Annotated in this window: 16 protein-coding genes; 13 read left to right on the forward strand and 3 right to left on the reverse strand. The window is 66.0% G+C overall.

From position 1 onward, the window contains the following. Positions 1–87 precede the first annotated feature (87 nt). Entirely contained in the window at positions 88–1104 is a 1017-nt protein-coding gene (locus tag N5C88_RS27070; protein WP_280016594.1) for a 1-aminocyclopropane-1-carboxylate deaminase, read from the reverse strand. A gap of 181 nt (positions 1105–1285) precedes the next feature. On the opposite strand from N5C88_RS27070, the gene N5C88_RS27075 reads away from it, so the two are divergent. From N5C88_RS27075 to N5C88_RS27135, 13 genes are all read left to right on the forward strand, one after another. Next, on the forward strand, positions 1286–1756 hold the full coding sequence (locus tag N5C88_RS27075; RefSeq protein WP_059374642.1) for a winged helix-turn-helix transcriptional regulator: 471 nt from the start codon (positions 1286–1288) through the stop codon (positions 1754–1756). A gap of 328 nt (positions 1757–2084) precedes the next feature. Then, positions 2085–4952, forward strand: a complete 2868-nt coding sequence (locus N5C88_RS27080) for a 2-oxoglutarate dehydrogenase E1 component (RefSeq protein ID WP_280016595.1) — start codon at positions 2085–2087, stop codon at positions 4950–4952. 101 nt (positions 4953–5053) lie between these two features. Then, on the forward strand, positions 5054–6280 hold the full coding sequence (gene odhB / locus N5C88_RS27085) for a 2-oxoglutarate dehydrogenase complex dihydrolipoyllysine-residue succinyltransferase (protein ID WP_059374638.1): 1227 nt from the start codon (positions 5054–5056) through the stop codon (positions 6278–6280). A gap of 117 nt (positions 6281–6397) precedes the next feature. Further along, positions 6398–7825 (forward strand): dihydrolipoyl dehydrogenase, encoded by a 1428-nt coding sequence (gene lpdA, locus N5C88_RS27090; RefSeq protein ID WP_059374636.1) that lies wholly within the window; start codon positions 6398–6400, stop codon positions 7823–7825. 76 nt (positions 7826–7901) lie between these two features. Beyond that, positions 7902–8993, forward strand: a complete 1092-nt coding sequence (gene zapE / locus N5C88_RS27095) for a cell division protein ZapE (protein ID WP_059374633.1) — start codon at positions 7902–7904, stop codon at positions 8991–8993. 110 nt (positions 8994–9103) lie between these two features. Beyond that, a complete protein-coding gene (locus tag N5C88_RS27100; RefSeq protein WP_280016596.1) occupies positions 9104–9637 on the forward strand; it encodes a sigma-70 family RNA polymerase sigma factor in 534 nt (177 codons plus the stop codon). Continuing rightward, entirely contained in the window at positions 9630–10601 is a 972-nt protein-coding gene (locus N5C88_RS27105) for a FecR domain-containing protein (protein ID WP_280016597.1), read from the forward strand. The genes N5C88_RS27100 and N5C88_RS27105 overlap by 8 nt, the downstream gene beginning before the upstream one ends. 184 nt (positions 10602–10785) lie before the next feature. Further along, entirely contained in the window at positions 10786–13194 is a 2409-nt protein-coding gene (locus N5C88_RS27110; protein WP_223283471.1) for a TonB-dependent siderophore receptor, read from the forward strand. Between the two features lie 103 nt (positions 13195–13297). Continuing rightward, positions 13298–13930 (forward strand): DUF4198 domain-containing protein, encoded by a 633-nt coding sequence (locus N5C88_RS27115; protein WP_118933986.1) that lies wholly within the window; start codon positions 13298–13300, stop codon positions 13928–13930. Between the two features lie 23 nt (positions 13931–13953). Continuing rightward, positions 13954–14235: a DUF3649 domain-containing protein gene (locus N5C88_RS27120; RefSeq protein ID WP_059374627.1), complete on the forward strand. Its 282-nt coding sequence runs from the start codon at positions 13954–13956 to the stop codon at positions 14233–14235. Then, positions 14232–15884, forward strand: coding sequence for a PepSY-associated TM helix domain-containing protein (locus N5C88_RS27125; protein ID WP_280016598.1), 1653 nt, complete (start codon positions 14232–14234; stop codon positions 15882–15884). Before N5C88_RS27120 ends, N5C88_RS27125 begins: the two co-directional genes overlap by 4 nt. Continuing rightward, positions 15881–16204 carry a DUF3325 domain-containing protein gene (locus N5C88_RS27130; RefSeq protein ID WP_054450784.1) on the forward strand — a complete coding sequence of 108 codons (324 nt, stop codon included), beginning with the start codon at positions 15881–15883 and terminating at the stop codon, positions 16202–16204. The genes N5C88_RS27125 and N5C88_RS27130 overlap by 4 nt, the downstream gene beginning before the upstream one ends. A 56-nt stretch (positions 16205–16260) precedes the next feature. Further along, positions 16261–17613, forward strand: a complete 1353-nt coding sequence (locus tag N5C88_RS27135) for a tryptophan--tRNA ligase (protein ID WP_059374624.1) — start codon at positions 16261–16263, stop codon at positions 17611–17613. Between the two features lie 34 nt (positions 17614–17647). Here the strand turns inward: N5C88_RS27135 and N5C88_RS27140 are convergent, their stop codons facing one another. Together N5C88_RS27140 and tex are read right to left on the reverse strand one after the other, a co-directional pair. Beyond that, the gene (locus N5C88_RS27140; protein ID WP_280016599.1) at positions 17648–18154 is read right to left on the reverse strand and encodes a hypothetical protein; all 507 of its coding nucleotides are present in this window, start codon (positions 18152–18154) and stop codon (positions 17648–17650) included. A 278-nt stretch (positions 18155–18432) separates the two neighbouring features. Further along, positions 18433–20808, reverse strand: a complete 2376-nt coding sequence (gene tex, locus N5C88_RS27145) for an RNA-binding transcriptional accessory protein Tex (RefSeq protein WP_059374621.1) — start codon at positions 20806–20808, stop codon at positions 18433–18435. Between the last annotated feature and the right edge of the window lie 12 nt (positions 20809–20820).

The raw sequence follows: 20820 nt of genomic DNA on the forward strand, positions 1-20820 counted from the left end.
CTGGCGGCCAGGACTGGCAAGTCCAGGGCCTGGCCGGCCTTTCAGCGCAAGTCGCCGCAAGGCCAGCCGAAGGCGCCGTAGGCGCCCTTATCCGTTGCGGTAGAGAAAGCTGTAGGCGTTGATCGCCGGCACCCCTCCCAGGTGCGCATACAGAACCCGCGAGCCGGCCGGAATCTCGCCGCGGCGGATGATGTCCATCATGCCCTGCATGGATTTTCCTTCGTAGACCGGGTCGGTCATCATGCCCTCGAGCCGGGCGCAAAGACGGATGGCCTCGTTGGTCTCGGCCGAGGGGAGGCCATAGGCCGGGTAGGCATAGCGGGTGTCCAGCACCACGTCGCGCTCTTCGATGGCGGCGCCGAGTCCGACCATGTCGGCCGTGCGCCGCGCGATGCGCAGGATCTGCGCGCGGGTTTGCTCGGGCGTGCCTGAAGCGTCGATGCCGATGACGCGGTCCGCGCGGCCATCCGCCGCAAAGCCCACCACCATGCCGGCCTGCGTGCTGCCCGTGACCGCGCAGACGACGATGTAGTCGAACTTGAAGCCCAGCTCGGCTTCCTGGCGCCGCACTTCCTCGGCGAAGCCGACGTAGCCCAGGCCTCCGAGTTCGTGGTCGGACGCGCCCGCTGGAATCGCGTAGGGCTTGCCGCCGCGCTTGCGGACATCTTCCAGCGCCTCTTCCCAGCTGCGGCGAAAGCCGATGTCGAACCCCTGGTCCACCAGACGCAAGTCGGCGCCCATCAGGCGGCTCATCATGATGTTGCCGACCCGGTCGTAGACCGCGTCCGAATAGTCCACCCAGTTTTCCTGCACCAGCACGCAGGCCAGCCCGAGCTTGGCGGCCACGGCCGCCACCATGCGGGTGTGGTTGGACTGGATGCCGCCGATGGTGACCAGCGTGTCGCAGCCCTGTTCCAGCGCCTGCGGGATCAGGTACTCCAGCTTGCGCAGCTTGTTGCCGCCGAAGGCGAGGCCGCTGTTGCAGTCTTCGCGCTTGGCGTAGATCTCGACCTTGCCGCCCAGATGCGCGGACAGGCGCTCGAGCTTCTCGATGGGGGTGTCGCCGAAGGTCAGGCGATGGCGCGGAAATCGTTGCAGATCCATGGGACTCTCCTGGGCCGGGCCGGGTGGCGCGGATGGAAAAATCATAGGAATTTCAAGGATTTGCCGTCAATTGCGTATTTTTATTATTTAAAAGGAAAATAATTAAATAAATGTCCAGGTTTCTATTTAATATTTCTAGATTGGCTTTTTGATCGAAATTTAATTTTCAGGGACGCATCAAATGCCGACGAATTCTGACCTGGACCGCATCGATCGCCACATCCTGCGCGTGCTGCAGCAGGACGCCCAGATCACCAACCTGGAACTGAGCGCGCGCGTCCACCTGAGCCCGGCCGCCTGCCTGCGCCGCGTGGAAAAGCTCAAGAGCGAGGGAGTCATCCGCAAGACCGTCGCCCTGCTGGAACCGGCAGAGGTGGACATGGCCACCCTGGTCATCGTGGGCGTGGTGCTGGACCGCTCCACACCGGAGTCCTTCACGGATTTCGAAGCCGCGGCGCGCGGCATCAGCGGCTGCCTGGAATGCCACCTGGTGGCAGGCGAGTTCGACTACTTCCTGATGCTGCGCATCCGCGACCTGGAACGCTTTAACAAGCTGCATGCGGGCGAGATCATCAAGCTGCCCGGCGTACGCCAGATCCGCACCTTTTTCGTCCTGAAAGAGATCCTGTCGACCACCGAATTGCCCGTATGAACGAGGCTAATGCGCAACACTGCAATTTTTGTCAGTGAAAATGATGCGGCGCGGCATTTTGGATTGCCGGAAATTGAATGCGAGTAGACGGCGCAATGGAAGGGGTTGCCTGGACATTCCAATGCTGCATGACGGCATTCCGAATGCGCTTTTGCGTCACGCAAACGCAAGAAGACGTCCTTAAACTCAAAGGGCTATACTCTTATCCCATACGGCTTTTAAGGCTTGTACGCGCCTTCTGCCCCTGCTATCCGCTTAACGGGAAGCCCGTGTCGCGGAAGGTTTTCCTGCATCGTGTCGAGTGAAGCACTCGTAAAGGTGAAGCGATATGTCTTCGGAAATAGAATCTCTATCCACGTCTTATCTCTTTGGGGGTAACGCCCCTTATGTTGAGGAGCTTTACGAAGCCTACCTCGACAATCCCGGTTCGGTACCTGACAACTGGCGCGAATACTTCGACCAGCTGCAACACGCTCCCGCCACCGACGGCCAGGAATCCACCCGCGACCAGGCCCACGCTCCCATCGTCGAATCGTTCGCCCAGCGCGCCAAGGCCAATGCCTTCGTGCAACGCGCGGCCGAACCCGATCTGACCGTGGCCAGCAAGCAGGTTTCGGTGCAGTCGCTGATCGCGGCCTACCGCTCCCTGGGTTCGCGCTGGGCCGACCTGGATCCGCTCAAGCGCCAGGAACGTCCCCCGATCCCCGAACTCGATCCGGCCTTCTACGGCCTGACCGAAGCCGATCTGGACCAGACCTACTCGGCCACCAACACCTACTTCACGACCGCCAGCACCATGACGCTGCGCGACATCCTGAAGGCGCTGCGCGACACCTACTGCCGCAGCATCGGTGCCGAATTCACGCACATCTCCGACCCCGCCGCCAAGCGCTGGATCCAGGAACGCCTGGAAGCCACCCTGGGCGCGCCGGCCTACTCGGCCGAAGAAAAGCGCCACATCCTGCAGCAGCTGACCGAGTCCGAAGGCCTCGAGCGCTTCCTGCACACCAAGTACGTCGGCCAGAAGCGCTTCTCGCTGGAAGGCGGCGAAAGCTTCATCGCCTCGATGGACGAAGTGGTGAACCACGCCGGTGAAAACGGCGTCCAGGAAATCGTGGTCGGCATGGCCCACCGCGGCCGCCTGAACCTGCTCGTGAACATCATGGGCAAGATGCCCGGCGACCTGTTCGCCGAGTTCGAAGGCAAGCACGCCGAAGGCCTGACCGACGGCGACGTGAAGTACCACAACGGCTTCTCGAGCGACCTGTCCACCCGTGGCGGCCCGGTCCACCTGTCGCTCGCGTTCAACCCGTCGCACCTGGAAATCGTCAACCCCGTGGTCGAAGGCAGCGCACGCGCCCGCCAGGAACGCCGCGGCGACGCCGAAGGCAAGCAAGTCCTGCCGGTGCTGGTGCACGGCGACGCGGCCTTCGCCGGCCAGGGCGTGGTCATGGAAACCCTGAACCTGGCCCAGACCCGCGGCTACGGCACGGGCGGCACGCTGCACATCGTCATCAACAACCAGATCGGCTTCACCACGTCCGACCCGCGCGATTCGCGCTCGACGCTGTATTGCACCGACGTGGTCAAGATGATCGAAGCGCCGGTGTTCCACGTCAACGGCGACGATCCCGAAGCCGTCGTGTTCGTCACCAAGCTGGCTCTGGACTACCGCCTGCAGTTCCGCCACGACATCGTCGTGGACATCGTCTGCTTCCGCAAGCTGGGCCACAACGAGCAAGACACCCCGTCGCTGACGCAGCCCCTGATGTACAAGCGCATCGGCCATCACCCCGGCACGCGCAAGCTGTACGCCGACAAGCTGACCACGCAAGGCGTGCTGGCCGAAGGCGAAGCCGATCAGCTCGTCAAGGACTACCGCCAGCTGATGGAAGACGGCCAGCGCACCATCGAGCCGGTGCTGACCGACTACAAGAGCAAGTACGCCATCGACTGGTCGCCGTTCCTGGGCGCCAAGTGGACCGACCAGGCCGACACCGCCGTGCCGCTGGCCGAACTCAAGCGCATCGGCGAACGCATCACCACCGTGCCGGAAGGCTTCACGGTGCACCCGCTGGTCGCCAAGCTGCTGAACGACCGCCGCACCATGGCCAAGGGCGAAATGAACCTGGACTGGGGCATGGGCGAACACCTCGCCTTCGCGACCCTGGTGTCCTCGGGTTACGCCATCCGCATCACCGGCCAGGACTCGGGCCGCGGCACGTTCACGCACCGCCACGCCGTGCTGCACGACCAGAACCGCGAACGCTGGAACGACGGCACCTACATTCCGCTGCAAAACGTCTCGGAAGGCCAGGCTCCGTTCACCGTCATCGACTCCGTGCTGTCCGAAGAGGCGGTGCTGGGCTTTGAATACGGCTACTCCAGCGCCGAACCCAACACGCTGACCATCTGGGAAGGCCAGTTCGGCGACTTCGTCAACGGCGCCCAGGTCGTGATCGACCAGTTCATCAGCTCCGGCGAAGCCAAGTGGGGCCGCCAGTCGGGCCTGACCCTGATGCTGCCGCACGGCTACGAAGGCCAGGGTCCCGAGCACTCGTCGGGCCGCATCGAGCGCTTCCTGCAGCTGTGCGCCGACAACAACATGCAAGTGGTCCAGCCGACCTCCGCGTCGCAGATCTTCCACGTGCTGCGTCGTCAGATGATCCGTCCGTTCCGCAAGCCGCTGGTGCTGTTCACGCCCAAGTCGCTGCTGCGCAACAAGGACGCCGGTTCGCCCCTGACCGATCTGGCCGGCGGCAGCTTCCGCCCGGTCATCGGCGAGGTCGACGAGGCCATCGACGCCAGCAAGGTCAAGCGCGTGCTGGCTTGCTCGGGCAAGGTCTACTACGATCTGGTCAATGCCCGCCGCGAGCGTGGCGCCGACAACGTTGCGATCGTCCGCGTCGAACAGCTGTATCCGTTCGCGCACAAGTCGTTCGAAACGGAACTGCGCAAGTACCCGAAGGCAACCGAAGTGATCTGGGTTCAGGACGAACCGCAGAACCAGGGCGCCTGGTTCTACGTTCAGCATCACGTGTACGAGAACATGGTCGAAGGCCAGAAGCTGGGTTACGCCGGCCGCGCCGCGTCGGCATCGCCGGCCGTGGGCTACCTGGCCAAGCACCAGGAGCAGCAGAAGGCCCTGATCGACACGGCTTTCGCGCCCAAGTTCAAGGTCATGTTGACGAAGTAACACTCGCTTGATGCACGCGCCGCGCGCGCAGGTTTCTGGAATTCCGATTCGAAGCTTGCCGCGCAGCGCGACCAGAACACAAACTTTACGGAACAAACAAAATGGCTATTACCGACGTCGTCGTCCCCCAACTCTCCGAATCCGTCTCCGAAGCGACGCTGCTGACCTGGAAGAAGCAGCCGGGCGCTGCCGTTGAAGCGGACGAAATCCTGATCGAAGTCGAAACCGACAAGGTCGTGCTGGAAGTGCCGGCTCCCGCCTCGGGCGTGCTGGCTGAAATCGTCAAGGGCGACGGCAGCACCGTCACCTCCGGCGAAGTGTTGGCCCGCATCGACACCGCCGGCAAGGCCGCCGTTGCCGCCGCCGCGCCCGCCGCCGAAGCGCCCAAGGCCGCCGAGCAAGCCGCTGCTGCTCCCGCCGCTCCCGCTTCGTCGGCTGCCGCCGGCGTGGCTTCGCCCGCCGCTGCCAAGATCCTGGCCGAGAAGGGCGTCGACGCCGCTTCCGTGGCTGGCTCCGGCCGCGACGGCCGCGTGACCAAGGGCGACGCCCTGGCCGCCAGCGCTCCCGCCAAGGCCGCTCCGGCCAAGGCCGCCGCCCCGGTCGCGCCTCCGACGCTGTCGCTGGACGGCCGTCCGGAACAGCGCGTGCCGATGAGCCGCCTGCGCGCCCGCATCGCCGAGCGCCTGCTGCAATCGCAGCAGGAAAACGCGATCCTGACCACGTTCAACGAAGTGAACATGCAGGCCGTCATCGACCTGCGCAACAAGTACAAGGACAAGTTCGAGAAAGAGCACGGCATCAAGCTGGGCTTCATGTCGTTCTTCGTCAAGGCCGCCGTTGCCGCGCTGAAGAAGTTCCCGCTGATCAACGCCTCGATCGACGGCAAGGACATCATCTACCACGGCTACTTCGACATCGGTATCGCTGTCGGCAGCCCGCGCGGCCTGGTTGTGCCGATCCTGCGCAACGCCGACCAGCTGTCGATCGCCGACATCGAGAAGACCATCGCCGACTTCGGCCGCCGCGCCGCTGACGGCAAGCTGGGCATTGAAGAAATGACCGGCGGCACGTTCTCGATCTCCAACGGCGGCGTGTTCGGCTCGATGCTGTCGACCCCGATCATCAACCCGCCGCAATCGGCCATCCTGGGCGTGCACGCCACCAAGGATCGCGCCGTGGTTGAAAACGGCCAGATCGTCATTCGCCCGATGAACTACCTGGCGCTGTCCTACGACCACCGCATCATCGACGGCCGCGAAGCCGTGCTGGGCCTGGTCGCGATGAAGGACGCTCTGGAAGATCCGCAGCGCCTGTTGCTGGACCTGTAATCTCGACGCCCCGGCCCGGCGCCCGATCGACCTTCGGGTCTTGCGGCGCCCCGGCTGGCTCCATGCCGGCCCGCAGGGCGGGGCGTGTTCCACTCAATACCTCTTCGCGAGAACACTATGTCCAAACAATTTGACGTCGTCGTCATCGGCGCGGGCCCCGGCGGCTACATCGCCGCCATCCGCGCCGCGCAGCTCGGCATGTCGGTGGCTTGCATCGACGCCTGGCAGAACGGCCAAGGCGGCCCGGCACCCGGCGGCACCTGCACCAACGTCGGTTGCATCCCGTCCAAGGCGCTGCTGCAATCGTCCGAACACTACGAACAAGCCAACCACCACTTCGCCGAGCACGGCATCGAAGTCAAGGGCGTCAGCCTGAAGCTCGACACGCTGATCGGCCGCAAGAACACGGTGGTCAAGCAGAACAACGACGGCATCCTGTACCTGTTCAAGAAGAACAAGGTCACGTTCTTCCATGGCAAGGGCGCGTTCGCCGGCCAGGTGGAAGGCGGCTGGGCCATCAAGGTCACCGGCACCGCCGAGGAAGACCTGGTTGCCAAGCATGTCGTGGTCGCCACCGGTTCGTCGGCGCGCGAGCTGCCCGGCCTGCCGTTCGATGAAAAGGTCGTGCTGTCCAACGACGGCGCGCTGAACATCGGCGCCGTGCCGAAGACGCTGGGCGTGATCGGCGCCGGCGTGATCGGCCTGGAAATGGGCAGCGTGTGGCGCCGCCTGGGTTCCGAAGTCACCATCCTGGAAGCCATGCCGGAATTCCTGGCCGCGGCTGACGGCCAGGTGGCCAAGGAAGCCCTCAAGGCCTTCACCAAGCAAGGCCTGAACATCCAGATGGGCGTCAAGATCGGCGAGATCAAGGCGACTGCCAAGTCCGTCACCGTGCCCTACGTCGACGCCAAGGGCGCCGAGCAGAAGCTGGTGGTCGACAAGCTGATCGTCTCGATCGGCCGCGTGCCTTACACCGGCGGCCTGAACGCCGACACCGTGGGACTGAAGCTCGACGAGCGCGGCTTCATCGCCGTGGACGGCGACTGCAAGACCAACCTGCCGAACGTCTGGGCAGTGGGCGACGTGGTGCGCGGTCCGATGCTGGCGCACAAGGCCGAGGAAGAAGGCGTGGCGGTTGCCGAGCGCATCGCCGGCCAGCACGGCCATGTCAACTTCGACACCGTGCCGTGGGTGATCTACACCTCGCCGGAAATCGCCTGGGTCGGCAAGACCGAACAGCAGCTCAAGGCCGAAGGCCGCGAGTACAAGGCTGGCAGCTTCCCGTTCCTGGCCAATGGCCGCGCCCGCGCGCTGGGCGACACCACCGGCTTTGCCAAGGTGATCGCCGATGCCAAGACCGACGAGGTCCTGGGCGTGCACATCGTGGGCCCGATGGCCTCGGAACTGATCTCGGAAGCCGTGACCATCATGGAATTCCGTGGCGCAGCCGAAGACATCGCCCGCATCTGCCACGCGCACCCGACGCTGTCGGAAGCCGTGAAGGAAGCCGCATTGGCCGTGGACAAGCGCGCATTGAACTTCTGATACGCGCATAGCCGATGCAAGACGGGGGCGGGTTCACGGATCCGCCCTTTTTTCATTCTGCTTTTCCTGCTCCCACATGAACGTCCGCGAATACTACGAACACGCCCTGGCCGAACGCGGCTACAAGCCCGACGAAGCCCAGAAAAAGGCGATCGACCGGCTGCAGCGCTATTTCGACGAATGGGTCAAGTTCAAGTCGATGCGCTCGAACGCGCTGAAGAAGCTGCTGAACCGCCCCGACGTGCCGCGCGGCGTGTACCTGTGGGGCGGAGTGGGGCGGGGCAAGAGCTTCCTGATGGACGCTTTCTACGCCACCGTACCCGTGGTGCGCAAGACGCGCCTGCACTTCCACGAATTCATGCGCGGCGTGCACCGCGAACTCGAAGAAGTGAAGGGTATGCAGGATCCGCTGGACGAGGTGGCCAGGCGCGTGGCCAAGCGCTACCGCCTGATCTGCTTCGATGAGTTCCACGTATCCGACGTGGCCGACGCGATGATCCTGCACCGGCTGCTGTTCAAGCTGTTCGAGTACGGCACGTCCTTCGTGATGACGTCCAACTACGAACCCTCGACCCTGTATCCGGACGGCCTGCACCGCGACCGCATCCTGCCCGCGATCCAGCTGATCCAGGCGCGCATGGACATCATGAACGTGGACGCCGGCGTGGACTACCGCCGCCGCTCGCTGGAACAGGTGCAGTGTTATCACACGCCGCTGGACGAGCGTGCCCAGAACGCATTGCAGGAAGCGTTCGACAGCCTGGCCGATACGCCGCCCCAGGATCCGGTGCTGCACATCGAACACCGCGAGATCCGCGCGCTGGCGCTGGGCGGGTCGGTGGTGTGGTTCGATTTCGCCACGCTTTGCGGCGGGCCGCGTTCGCAGAACGATTATCTGGAATTGGCCAATCGCTTCCACGCGGTGATCCTGTCGGGCGTACCCCGCATGGGACCGCGCCAGGCTTCCGAGGCGCGCCGCTTCACCTGGCTGATCGACGTGTTCTACGACCACCGCGTCAAGCTCATCATGTCCGCCGAATGCGAACCCGAGGAGATCTACACGGAAGGCGCGCTGGCCAATGAATTCCACCGCACCGTCTCGCGCATCCTGGAAATGCAGTCGCGCGAGTACCTGGAGTCGGAACGCCGCCACACCGTGTCGTTGTAGTCGCGCCGCATCTGTCCGGATTTTCCGGGCAGATCGCGGTTGAAATTGGTAATACAAGTCATTATCAATTAAGATTTGGAGACTTCTGGTCCAGCACCGCAGTTTCCAACGTGTCTTCCACCCTCCTGTCCGCATCGGCCGCGCGCACCGACCCTCCCGCCGCGCCCGTCGATGGCCTGTACCGCGATCATCGCTCCTGGCTGTTCGGCTGGCTGCGCCGCAGGCTGGGCTGCGAGCACCGCGCCGAAGACCTGGCGCAGGACGTGTTCCTGCGGGTGATCCAGGGCCGCAAGGCGGTGCGCGCCGCCGAAGCGCGCGGGCTGCTGACCACCATTGCCAAGGGTCTGGTAGTGGACCACCAGCGGCATGCGGCCTTGGAACGGGCCTATCTCGCCTATCTGGCCGCCATTCCCGAGGCCTATGCGCCATCCCCCGAGGAACAAACCGAGCAGCTGCAATCGCTGGCGCGGCTGGACCGTCTGCTGGACGGCCTGCCGCCCAAGGCCCGATCCGCGTTCCTGCTGTCGCAGCTCGACGGGCTGACCTATCCCGAGATCGCCCGGCGGCTCGAGGTTTCCTTGAGTTCGGTGCAGCAATACATGGTGCGCGCCATGACCGCGTGCTACGCGGCCTTTGATGACTAGCGCCGCGGATCCCGCCGCGGACCCCGTTGCGGGCCAGGCGATCGCCTGGTGGGTGCGATTGCAATCCGGCCTGGCCGGCGCGGCGGAACGCCAGTCCTGTGAGGCATGGCTGGCGCAAGACCCCGCGCACCGCTGCGCGTGGGACCGCTTGCAGCGCATCAGCCAGGACGCGCGCCGCGTGCCGGCGGCATTGGCGCATGGTGCGCTGACGCGCTCCGCATCGTCCTCGCCCCGATCGACCGGCCGTCGCACGGTGTTGCGCGGATTGCTGGCTATCGGCGGCACGGCTTTTACCGGCTGGGCTGCCTACCGCCACACACCGTGGCAGCGGCTGGCGGCGGACCTCAGCACGGGCGTCGGCGAGCGGCTGGCGGTAGCGGTGGCGGATGGGCTGCACATCACCTTGAACAGCGACAGCGCGGTGCGCCTGCATGTGCAGGGCGATGCCCGCGGCATGGACCTGCTGCGTGGCGAAGTGCTGGTGCGGGCCGAAATGCGGCCCGGCATGGCGGCGCTGCGCGTGGATACGGGGCATGGCGAGCTACGCGTCGAGCAGGCGCGCTTCGATCTGCGCCGCACCGCCGAAGGCGCGCGCGTGGGCGTGTACGAAGGCAGTCTGGCGCTTTTGCGCGGCGGCGCGGTCACCCATGCGGAAGCCGGGGAGCGCCTGCAATTCTCCGAACACGGCGACGTCGGCCGTCTTGCATCCGATTCCGACCGGCTGGCCTGGACCGACGGGCTGGTGGTGGCCAAGGACTGGCGCCTGGACTATTTCGCGCAATACCTGGCGCGCCAGCGGTTGGGCATGATCCGGGTGGACCCGGCGGTGGCGAGCCTGCGGCTGTCGGGCGTGTTCCCGCTGGACGACGCCGAGCGTGCGCTCAAGGCGCTGGAGCCCGCCTTGCCCATCCGCGTGACACGACATACGCAGTATTGGCTGCAGGTCGGTCCGCGCGAGGCCTGAGCGTTACAAATTTTTTTGCCTGCGGCTTGCAGGTTTTCCGATCCCGTACGGAAGGCAGGGATAGATACCACCGTACAGGGAGAGTTTTGTGTCCGCTTCGTCTCACTCGCGCTTGCGCGCCCCCTTGTCTGCCGGCCGCATGGCCCTGCTGGCCGCCATGTGCGCGGGCGGGCTTGCCGCCGGCATGCCGCAGTCCTGGGCGCAGCCGGCGCCCGCCTCCGCGAATGCGCCGCGCAGCTACCAGATCGCTGCCGGTTCCTTGGCCGATGCCCTGACGCAGTTCGCGCGCAGCGCCGGCGTGGTCCTGTCGTTCGACCCCGCGCTGGTGCGGGGACGCCGCTCGGACGGGCTGGACGGCGCCTATTCGGTGGGCGCGGGATTTGCCCGCATCCTGTCGGGCAGCGGGCTGCAGGCGCGCGCGCAATCGGGCAATACCTGGACCCTGGTGCAGGTCGCCGCGCCCGCGGGCGACACGCCCACGCTGGCGCCAGTGACCGTGTCCGGCCTGTCCGACAGCCCGATCACGACGGTGGGCTATGTCGCGACGGTGAGCGCCAGCGCCACCAAGACCGACACGCCGCTGATCGAAACGCCGCAGTCGGTATCGGTCGTCACGCGCGAGCAGATCACGGAGCAGGGCGCGCAGACGCTGAACCAGGTGCTGCGCTACACCGCGGGCGTGGCCACGGAATCGCGCGGCGCCACTGCTACGCGCCTGGACCAGTTCAGCGTGCGCGGCTTTTCGGCGTCGACGTATCTGGACGGCCTGCGGGTATTTGGCGGCCGCGACGCCTTGCCGCAGGTGGACGCCTATCGGCTGGAGCGCGTGGACGTGCTGAAGGGCCCGGCCTCCGTCATGTACGGGCAGGGCGGTCCGGGCGGCGTGGTCAACCAGGTCAGCAAGCGCCCGCTGGAAGAGACGCTGCGCGAGGTCGAGGTGCAGGTCGGCAACTATGACTACCGTCGCGCCAACTTCGATTTCGGCGGTCCGGTAGATGAAGACGGCAAGTTCCTGTACCGCCTGGTCGGCTCGGGCTACATGTCCGACGGCCAGGTCAAGGACACCAAGGAACGCCGCTACTTCGTATCGCCGGCCTTTACCTGGAAGCCCAGCGGCGACACGACGCTGACGGTGCTGACCAATTTCCAGCGCGATCCCGACATGGGTTCCTACGGCAGCGTGCCAGCCATGCGCACGCTGCTTTCCGCGCCCGACGGCATTCGCCTGCCGGCCGACTACTACGACGGCGACGCCAACTTCGAAAAGAGCGATCGCAAGAGCTATTCGCTGGGCTACGTGCTGGAGCACCGTTTCAACGACAACATCAAGGCCTCGCAAAGCCTGCGCTGGACGCGCGCGGAAGCGCAGTACCGCAGCATCTACGGCGCCATGACCAACAACTACGGCTACACCGACAAGACCTACCGCTACCAGCAGCGTGCGTCGATCGCGACCGACGTGGACGTGGGCGCGCTGGTGCTGGACAACAACGTGCAGGCGCGCTTCAACACCGGTCCCTTCGCCCATACTACGTTGCTGGGTTTTGACTACCAGCACGTCAAGACCGACACGCTGTCCGGCTTCGGCACCGCGCCCGCGCTGGATGTGCTGAACCCGAACAATCATCAGAACATCCCGGTGCCGGCGTTCTCGTCGGACGCAACGTCCAAGCAGTACCAGACCGGCCTGTACTTCCAGGACCAGATCAAGATCGACCGCCTGTCGGTGTTGCTGGGCGGACGCTACGACTGGTCGCGCACCGTGGGTGAGACCACCACGATCGCCACCGGACGGGTCGCGCCGTCCTCGCTGAATGCGGAGAAGTTCACGGGCCGCCTGGGTGCGATCTACAACTTCGACAACGGCGTGGCGCCGTACTTCAGCTATTCGGAATCGTTCGAGCCGCAGTCCGGCACGGGCTGGCAGAACAAGCCGTTCAAGCCGATCGAGGGCAATCAGTACGAGGTCGGCATCAAGTACCAGCCGCCGGGCAGCGCCACGCTGCTGTCGTTTGCGGCGTTCGACATCCGCCGCGAGAACATGACCACCACCGATCCGGATCCGACCCATATCTGCGGTACGGCCGGCGGACGCTGCTCGATCCAGGCGGGCGAACTGCGCACGCAGGGCATCGAGCTCGAAGCCAAGACAGAGCCCCTGCGCGGCCTGACGCTGGTGGCTGCTTACTCCTTGATGGACAACGAGTACTCCAAGGGCTATCCCAACGCCGCGGGCCTGAACCTGAAGGGCAAGACGCCCGTGGGCGTGCCTTCGCAGCAGGCGTCCGCCTGGGCCCGCTACCAGTTGCAGGAAGGCCCGCTGGCGGGCGTGGGCGTGGGCGGCGGCGTGCGCTACATCGGTTCCTCGTATGCCAACGAGACCAACACGCTGAAGGTGCCATCGGTCACGTTGTTCGACCTGATGCTGGACTATGACCTGGGCCGCGCGTCGCCGTCGCTCAAGGGCATGCAGGTGGCGCTGAACGTGCAGAACCTGTTCGACAAGGAATACATCGCCTCGTGCTCGGGCGATTCCTGGTGCTGGTACGGCTACCAGCGCTCCATCAAGGCCAGCCTGCGCTATCGCTGGTAAGCCTTGCCGCTATTTCGAAGTGAGAATGGTTATAATTTAAACCCTCCGAATCGGACCCGGGCCGCGGGGCTGGTCCGATCCGGTCCTCTAAAGGAAATCAACAATGACATTCGCAAGAACCTTGGCTGCCATCGCCTTGTTGAGCACGGCAGGGGCCGCGCAGGCGCATTTTGTTTGGTTGGAACGCAGCGCCGAGGGACCGGCCAAGGCGTATTTCGGGGAATGGGCGGATGATGTGCGCGAAAAGCGCGACGGCCTGCTCGGCAAGATCATGGTCGCACCGGTCGTGACGGGCGCCGACGGCAAGGCGCTGAAGACTTCGGGCGAAGGCGCGGACTTCCTCGAATTCGCGGCGGCGGGCAAGGGCGACGTGCGTCTGCGCCAGGCCTACCAGTTCAAGGACACCCTGGTGCAGTACGGCGCCAAGGCGGGCCGCGCGGACACCGAGGGCAAGCTGGACCTGGAGCTCGTGCCGGTCGCGGCCGGGACCAACGCCTTCGTGCTGCAGTTCAAGGGCAAGCCGCTGGCGAAGACGGAAGTCACCGTTTTCGGCCCGCCCAAGTGGGAGAAGCGCTTCCACAGCGACGAGAACGGCCGCATCGAGATCACCACGCCGTGGCCCGGCCAGTACGTGCTCGAAGCCGCCCACGTCGAAGACAAGCCGGGCGAGGCCGACGGCCGTGCCTACGCCAAGATCCGCTACGTTTCCACCACTACCTTCAACGTGTCCCAGTGAAAGCTCCCGCTGCCGGCGCAGGCATGATGCGCTACCGTCTGGCCGTCTTTTCCAGGGCGGCGGCCGCCATCCTGGGCGGCTACGCCCTGGCGTCGGCGGCCGCCGCCTGCCTGGCGATCTGGCTGCCCATGCGGCGGCCGGACGCCGTGGTCACGGCGCAGATGCTGTCCTTCGTGTTCTACGCCTGCGGCGTGATCTGGGTCTTTGCCACGCGCAATGCCTGGCGCGCCTGGGCCGGCGTGCTGTTGCCCGCTGCCTTGATGGGCGCGCTGTTCCTGGCCGGCCGGGCAACGGGGGCGGCATGAAGGCGAAAGTGGAAAGGGCGCCGGGCGAGGAAGGCCTGCGCCAATCCATGTCCTGGCTGCATACCTGGTCGGGGCTGATCTTCGGCTGGGTGCTGTTTGCGATGTTCCTGACCGGCACGCTGGCGTTCTTCCGCCCCGAGATCACGGCCTGGATGCAGCCCGAGATCCAGGTGCGGCCCGCGCCTGCTGCGCAGTCCGTGGCCGCCGCGCAAAACTACCTGGCCGAACACGCGCCCGACGCCACGCGCTGGTTCATCACGCCGCCGTCCGACCGCGAGCCGTCGGTCCAATTGCTTTACCAGGTGCCCAAGCCCAAGCCGGGTGAACGCGGCTTCGTGCGCGTGAAGCTGGATGCGGCCACCGGCCAGGCCGTGACCGCGCGCGAGACTCGCGGCGGCGACTTCTTCTATCGCTTCCATTTCGAACTGGAAACCGCATTTCCCTGGGGGCGCTGGCTGGCCAGCATCGCCGGCATGTTCATGTTGGTGGCCATCATCAGCGGCATCATCACCCACAAGAAGATCTTCACCGATTTCTTCACGTTCCGGCCCGGGAAAGGCGGGCAGCGCGCCTGGATGGACGGCCACAACGCCTTGTCCGTGCTGGGGCTGCCGTTCCACCTGATGATCACGTTCAGCGGGCTGGTGCTGTTCATGGCCATGCTGATGCCGGCCGGCATCCTGGCCGTCTACGAGAGCCCGCGGCAGTATTCCGACGACGTTTTCAAGTCGTTCAGGATCACGCCCGCGCGCAACGAGCCGGCGCCGCTGATCGCGCTTGCGCCGTTGGTGGAGCAGGCGCAGCAACACTGGCAAGGCGGCCGGGTGGGGCGCATCACCGTCAACCATCCCGGCGATGCCGGCGCGACCGTGACCCTGGTGCGCGACGCTGCCGACGGCGTGTCGTTCGGCAAGCTGGCGCCCTACATGCGCTTTGACGGCGTCACGGGCGCACTGCGGGAAAGCGAGGACGAACTCGGCGCCACGGCGCGTACGGCGGGCGTCATCGTCGGCCTGCACCTGGGTCTGTTTGCCGAACCGTTCTTGCGCTGGCTTTATTTCCTGGTCAGCATGGCGGGCACGGCCATGGTGGGCACGGGCCTGGTTCTGTGGATCGCCAAACGCCGGCAGAAGGCACGTCCGGGCGCGCGCGAAGCATTCTCGCTGCGGTTGGTGGATGCGCTCAACGCCGGCACGATCGCGGGCCTGTTCATCTCTATCGCGGCCTTTTTCTGGGCCAACCGCCTCTTGCCCGTCGACCTGCCGGGCAGACAGTTCTGGGAGTCTCGCGCCTTCTTCGCCGCCTGGGGGCTGTCGCTGGTCTATGCCTTCCTGTTCCAGCACCGCAAATGGCGCGACCTGCTGGCCGCCGCAGCCGTTGCCCTGGCGCTGGTGCCCGTGGTCAATGCCCTGACGACCTCGCGCCATCTGGGCGTGTCGCTGCCCGCGGGCGACTGGGTCATGGCCGGTTTCGACCTGACCTGCCTGGCCGGGGCGCTGCTGTTGGCCTGGATGGCGCGCAAGGCGGCCCGCGCTGGCAAGGTGGGCGCCAAAGCGCCCGCCAAGGGCCGCGCCGCGATCAAGCCGGCGGTCCAGTCGCAGGCCGCGCCGGCCCAGCCCGCCTACGAACCTAGAGGTGATACGCCATGACGCTAGCCGCCTTCTGCCTGGCCTATGCGGGCTTTTCCGCCCTGTGCCTGGGCATGGACCGCCACTACGAAGACCTGTTCGACCGCGCTCTGCCGCGGCGTCATCGGCTGCCCCTGCGCCTGTTCGGCTGGGGGGCGCTGGCCCTGTCCCTGTGCGCCTCGGCGGCGGTCTGGGGTTGGAGCTACGGCACGGTCGAATGGATCGGCATACTCAGCATCGCCGGGCTGCTGCTGATCTGGTTCCTGACGTTCCGGCCGCGCGCCGCGCTGACCGCGGGCGGGCTGTGCGCGCTGGCGGCGCCGGTGCTGGCCGTCCTGTAGCCGCGCGCCCGGCACGTTACACTGGGCGTTTCCCCTAGCAAACGCCTCTTCGCCTCATGAATACCCGCGTCCTCACCGGCATCACCACCTCTGGAACTCCCCACCTCGGCAACTACGCGGGCGCGATCCGTCCCGCCGTCCAGGCCAGCGCGCAGCCCGGCGTGGACGCATTCTTCTTCATGGCGGACTACCACGCCCTCATCAAGTGCGACGATCCCGCCCGCGTGGCGCGCTCGCGCCTTGAAATCGCCGCCACCTGGCTGGCGGTGGGCCTGGACCACGAGCGCGTGACCTTCTACCGCCAGTCGGACATCCCCGAGATCCCCGAACTGACCTGGTTGTTGAACTGCGTCACCGCCAAGGGCCTGATGAACCGGGCGCACGCTTACAAGGCGTCGGTGGACCAGAACATGGAAAAGGGCCTGGAGCCGGACGATGGCGTGACCATGGGCCTGTTTTCGTACCCGGTGCTGATGGCCGCTGACATCGTCATGTTCAACGCCAACAAGGTGCCGGTGGGCCGCGACCAGATCCAGCATCTGGAAATGGCGCGCGACATCGCCCAGCGCTTCAACCACCTGTACGGCCGCGACTACTTCACGCTGCCGGAAGTCGTGATCGAAGAGGACGTGGCGACCTTGCCGGGCCTGGATGGCCGCAAGATGTCCAAGAGCTACAACAACACCATTCCGCTGTTCGAGGGTGGCGCCAGCGCGCTGCGCGCGGCGGTGATGCGCATCGTGACCGACTCGCGTGCGCCGGGCGAGCCCAAGGACGCCGAGAACTCGCACCTGTACACCATCTATCGCGCCTTCGCCACGCACGAGCAGGCCGCCGCGTTGCGCAAGCAGCTCGAAGAAGGCATGGGCTGGGGCGAAGCCAAACAGGCGCTGTACGACCATCTGGAAAACCTGCTGGCGCCCATGCGCGAAAAGTACTTCGACCTGATGGCCAACCCCGGCCGCATCGAAGACATTCTGCAGGCCGGCGCCGCCAAGGCGCGCAAGCTGGCCACGCCGTTCATGCAGGAACTGCGCCAGGCCGTGGGCCTGCGCAACCTGGAAGCCGGCTCGGGCGCCAAGGCCGCGCAGCCCAAGAAGGAAAAGGGCAAGGGCGCGCGCTTCGTCAGCTTCCGCGATGAAGACGGCGGCTTCCGTTTCCGCCTGCTGGCCGCCGACGGCGAGGAACTGCTGCTGTCGCAGCGTTTCGCCGATCCGAAGGAAGCCGGCGCGCTGATGCGCCGCCTGCAGTCGGAACCGGCCGATGCGGTGCTGCAGGCTGACGGGCAGGGCTATGCCGCGATGATCGACGGCGTGGCCGTGGCCACCGCGCCGGCGGGCGTGCAAGACGAATCCGGCGCCTTGCTGGAACGCGCGCGCGCCGCGCTGTCGTCTTTGTCGCAGGAATAAACCCAAGGGGCCGGCGCGCAGCCGGCCCGGCGGTTCAGGCCGCGCGGGCGTTGGCCACGATGCGCCCGTCGCGCACCTGGAAGCGCTGCGCGCTGCCCTGGCCGGCGATTTCCAGCATGTCGCCTTCCGTGTAGCCGGTGACGTTCGGGCAGTCCAGCCATTCCGGATTGATGAACGGGAAGTACTTCAGCGTGCCGCTGCCCTGGCTGGCGAAATCGAAGGTGGTGTTGGCGACCACTTCCGGGTCCCATTGGCTGGCGTCGAAGGTCAGCGCGCAACCCGCGCCGATGCGGTAGGTGATGCTGGCGCCCATGCTGGCGAATCCCAGTGCGCCGACGTGCAGCTGCGCCCCATTGCTCAGTTCGATGATGCGGCTGCCCAGCCGCTCCAGCGTGATGTGCTTGAAGCTGACTTCGGCGCCGTCGACAAGCAGGTGCGAATACTGGCCCAGGGTGATTTCGCTATAGACGCCGCTGGCGTTGGCTTCCTTGGCGGCGAGGGTTGCCGTTTCATTGGCGGCAAGCGTGATGGTATGGGACATGGCGGGGCGGATCTCCGGTCGTTCGGGGCAGGGCGCTGTTGTTCTTGTGCTGCTCCCCGGCAGGCGCTGCGCGCCATGGCGCGCCTGCTCGCGGGGGGCTTGTGCCGCCTTGCGGCCTGGCGCCGCCGGGTTTTATTATTTGGACACAATTAGATATTTTCTATCATTTTTGATAGGTTTGGCTTGAGACTACGCAAGTAACCCGTCTCTTTACGGGTAAGCCCTAGGCAAAAAAAACCGGCGCATCAGGCGCCGGTTTTCCGTGGGGCGGTGCTCGCTCAGCGCTTGAGCTTGGCGAAGGCGTCCGCCATGGCGCTGTTCATGCCTGCGCCGGCCCCGGCGCCGGCGCGGCCGCCGTCGCCCTGCGGACGGCGGTTGCGGTCGCCGCCCTTGGGCGCGTCGCCGCTGCGGCGGGCGGGAGCCGCGGTGTCGTTCAGGCGCATGGTCAACGCGACGCGCTTGCGCGCCACGTCCACTTCCAGCACCTTCACGCTGACCGTCTGGCCCACCCGCACGACGTCGCGCGGATCCTTCACGAACTTCTCGGCCAGGGCCGAGATGTGGACCAGGCCGTCCTGATGCACGCCGATGTCCACGAACGCGCCGAAGTTGGCCACGTTGGTCACAACGCCTTCCAGCACCATGCCCGGGTACAGGTCGTTCAGCGTTTCGACGCCTTCCTTGAACTGCGCCGTCTTGAATTCCGGACGCGGATCGCGGCCGGGCTTTTCCAGTTCGGCGAAGATGTCGCGCACCGTCGGCAGGCCGAAGCGCTCGTCGGTGAAGTCGGACGGCGACACGCCCTTGAGCGCTTCGCGCTGGCCGATGATCTGCTTCACCTCGGCCTTGATCTTGGCGACGATGCGTTCGACCACCGGATAGGCTTCGGGGTGGACCGACGAGGCATCCAGCGGGTTGTCGCCGTTGGGAATGCGCAGGAAGCCCGCGGCTTGTTCAAACGCCTTGTCGCCAAAGCGCGGCACCTTGCGCAGGATCTCGCGGGTCGGGAATGCGCCGTTCTCGTCGCGCCAGGCAACGATGTTCTTGGCCAGCAGCGAATTCAGGCCGGACACGCGGGCCAGCAGGGCGGCCGACGCGGTGTTCACGTCCACGCCCACGGCGTTCACGCAATCCTCGACCACGGCGTCCAGCGAACGCGCCAGCTCGCGCTGGTTGACGTCATGCTGGTACTGGCCCACGCCGATGGCCTTGGGATCGATCTTGACCAGTTCGGCCAGCGGATCCTGCAGGCGGCGGGCGATGGACACGGCGCCGCGCAGCGTCACGTCCAGGTCGGGGAATTCCTGGGCCGCGGTTTCGGAAGCCGAATAGACGGAAGCGCCGGCTTCGGAGACCACCACGCGGGTGACCTTCAGGTCCGGGAAGCGTTCCATCATGTCGCCCACCAGCTTCTCGCTTTCGCGCGAGGCGGTGCCGTTGCCGATGGCGATCAGGTCGACCTTGTGGCGCGCCACCAGGGCGGCCAGCGTGTTGATGGTGCCTTCGCGGTCGCGGCGCGGCTCGAACGGGTAGACCGTGGTGGTGTCCACGACCTTGCCGGTCTGGTCGATCACGGCGACCTTGCAGCCGGTGCGGATGCCGGGGTCCAGGCCCAGCACGGCCTTGGGGCCAGCGGGCGCGGCCAGCAGCAGGTCCTTCAGGTTGGCGGCGAACACGCGGATGGCTTCGGCTTCGCCGCTTTCGCGCAGGCGGCCGATCAGTTCGCTTTCGAACGCCGTCAGCAGCTTCACGCGCCAGGTCCAGCGGCAGACTTCGCCCAGCCAGCGCGCGCGCGGCGTGGCGTCCAGCGCGAACAGGCCGTTGCCCAGCTTCAGGAAGCCGGCGATGCGGGCCACGCAGGGATGCGGCGTCTGCGCTTCCAGTTCGGCTTCCAGGCCCAGGCGCAATTCCAGCACGCCTTGTTGGCGGCCGCGCAGCAGCGCCAGGATGCGGTGCGAGGGCAGGGTGCGCAGCGGTTCGTTGAAGTCGAACCAGTCGCGGAAATTGGCGCCCTCGGTTTCCTTGCCGTCGACCATCTTGGAATGGATCAGTCCGGTGGACCACAGGTGCTCGCGCATGTCGGCCAGCAGGTCCGCGTTTTCCGCGTAGCGCTCGGCCAGGATGTCGCGCGCGCCGTCGAGCGCGGCCTTGGCGTCGTTGATGGACGCTTCGGGATTCAGGTACTGCGCGGCCAGCGCGGCGGGGTCGCAGGCGGGATCGGCGAGGATGCCGTCGGCCAACGGCTCCAGGCCCGCTTCGCGCGCGATCTGCGCACGGGTGCGGCGCTTGGGCTTGTACGGCGCGTACAAGTCTTCCAGACGCTGCTTGGTGTCGGCCGTGGCGATTTCCTGCTGCAGCGCTTGCGTCAGCTTGCCCTGCTGCGAGATGGATTCAAGAATGGAGCCGCGGCGCTCTTCGAGTTCGCGCAGATAGCCCAGGCGCACTTCGAGATTGCGCAGCACGGTATCGTCCAGGCCGCCCGTGGCTTCCTTGCGATAGCGGGCGATGAAGGGCACGGTGGCGCCATCGTCCAGCAGTTCCACCGCCGAAGCGATCTGGGAGGCGCGCGTACCCAGCTCGGTGGCGAGCTGCGCGACGATGCGGGCGTTGTCGACGCCGGCGGCGACGTACGTGATAGCGGAAGTTTCAGACATCTCGATACGACG

Origin of the sequence: Achromobacter sp. GD03932 (genome assembly GCF_029839485.1) — a bacterium.
Lineage (GTDB): Bacteria > Pseudomonadota > Gammaproteobacteria > Burkholderiales > Burkholderiaceae_B > Achromobacter > Achromobacter bronchisepticus_A.

Coding starts and splice junctions, on each gene's coding strand:
- N5C88_RS27070 (WP_280016594.1), bottom strand. CDS start 1,104: ATGGATCTGCAACGATTTCCGCGCCATCGCCTGACCTTCGGCGACACC.
- N5C88_RS27075 (WP_059374642.1), top strand. CDS start 1,286: ATGCCGACGAATTCTGACCTGGACCGCATCGATCGCCACATCCTGCGC.
- N5C88_RS27080 (WP_280016595.1), top strand. CDS start 2,085: ATGTCTTCGGAAATAGAATCTCTATCCACGTCTTATCTCTTTGGGGGT.
- odhB (WP_059374638.1), top strand. CDS start 5,054: ATGGCTATTACCGACGTCGTCGTCCCCCAACTCTCCGAATCCGTCTCC.
- lpdA (WP_059374636.1), top strand. CDS start 6,398: ATGTCCAAACAATTTGACGTCGTCGTCATCGGCGCGGGCCCCGGCGGC.
- zapE (WP_059374633.1), top strand. CDS start 7,902: ATGAACGTCCGCGAATACTACGAACACGCCCTGGCCGAACGCGGCTAC.
- N5C88_RS27105 (WP_280016597.1), top strand. CDS start 9,630: ATGACTAGCGCCGCGGATCCCGCCGCGGACCCCGTTGCGGGCCAGGCG.
- N5C88_RS27110 (WP_223283471.1), top strand. CDS start 10,786: ATGCCGCAGTCCTGGGCGCAGCCGGCGCCCGCCTCCGCGAATGCGCCG.
- N5C88_RS27115 (WP_118933986.1), top strand. CDS start 13,298: ATGACATTCGCAAGAACCTTGGCTGCCATCGCCTTGTTGAGCACGGCA.
- N5C88_RS27120 (WP_059374627.1), top strand. CDS start 13,954: ATGATGCGCTACCGTCTGGCCGTCTTTTCCAGGGCGGCGGCCGCCATC.
- N5C88_RS27125 (WP_280016598.1), top strand. CDS start 14,232: ATGAAGGCGAAAGTGGAAAGGGCGCCGGGCGAGGAAGGCCTGCGCCAA.
- N5C88_RS27130 (WP_054450784.1), top strand. CDS start 15,881: ATGACGCTAGCCGCCTTCTGCCTGGCCTATGCGGGCTTTTCCGCCCTG.
- N5C88_RS27135 (WP_059374624.1), top strand. CDS start 16,261: ATGAATACCCGCGTCCTCACCGGCATCACCACCTCTGGAACTCCCCAC.
- N5C88_RS27140 (WP_280016599.1), bottom strand. CDS start 18,154: ATGTCCCATACCATCACGCTTGCCGCCAATGAAACGGCAACCCTCGCC.
- tex (WP_059374621.1), bottom strand. CDS start 20,808: ATGTCTGAAACTTCCGCTATCACGTACGTCGCCGCCGGCGTCGACAAC.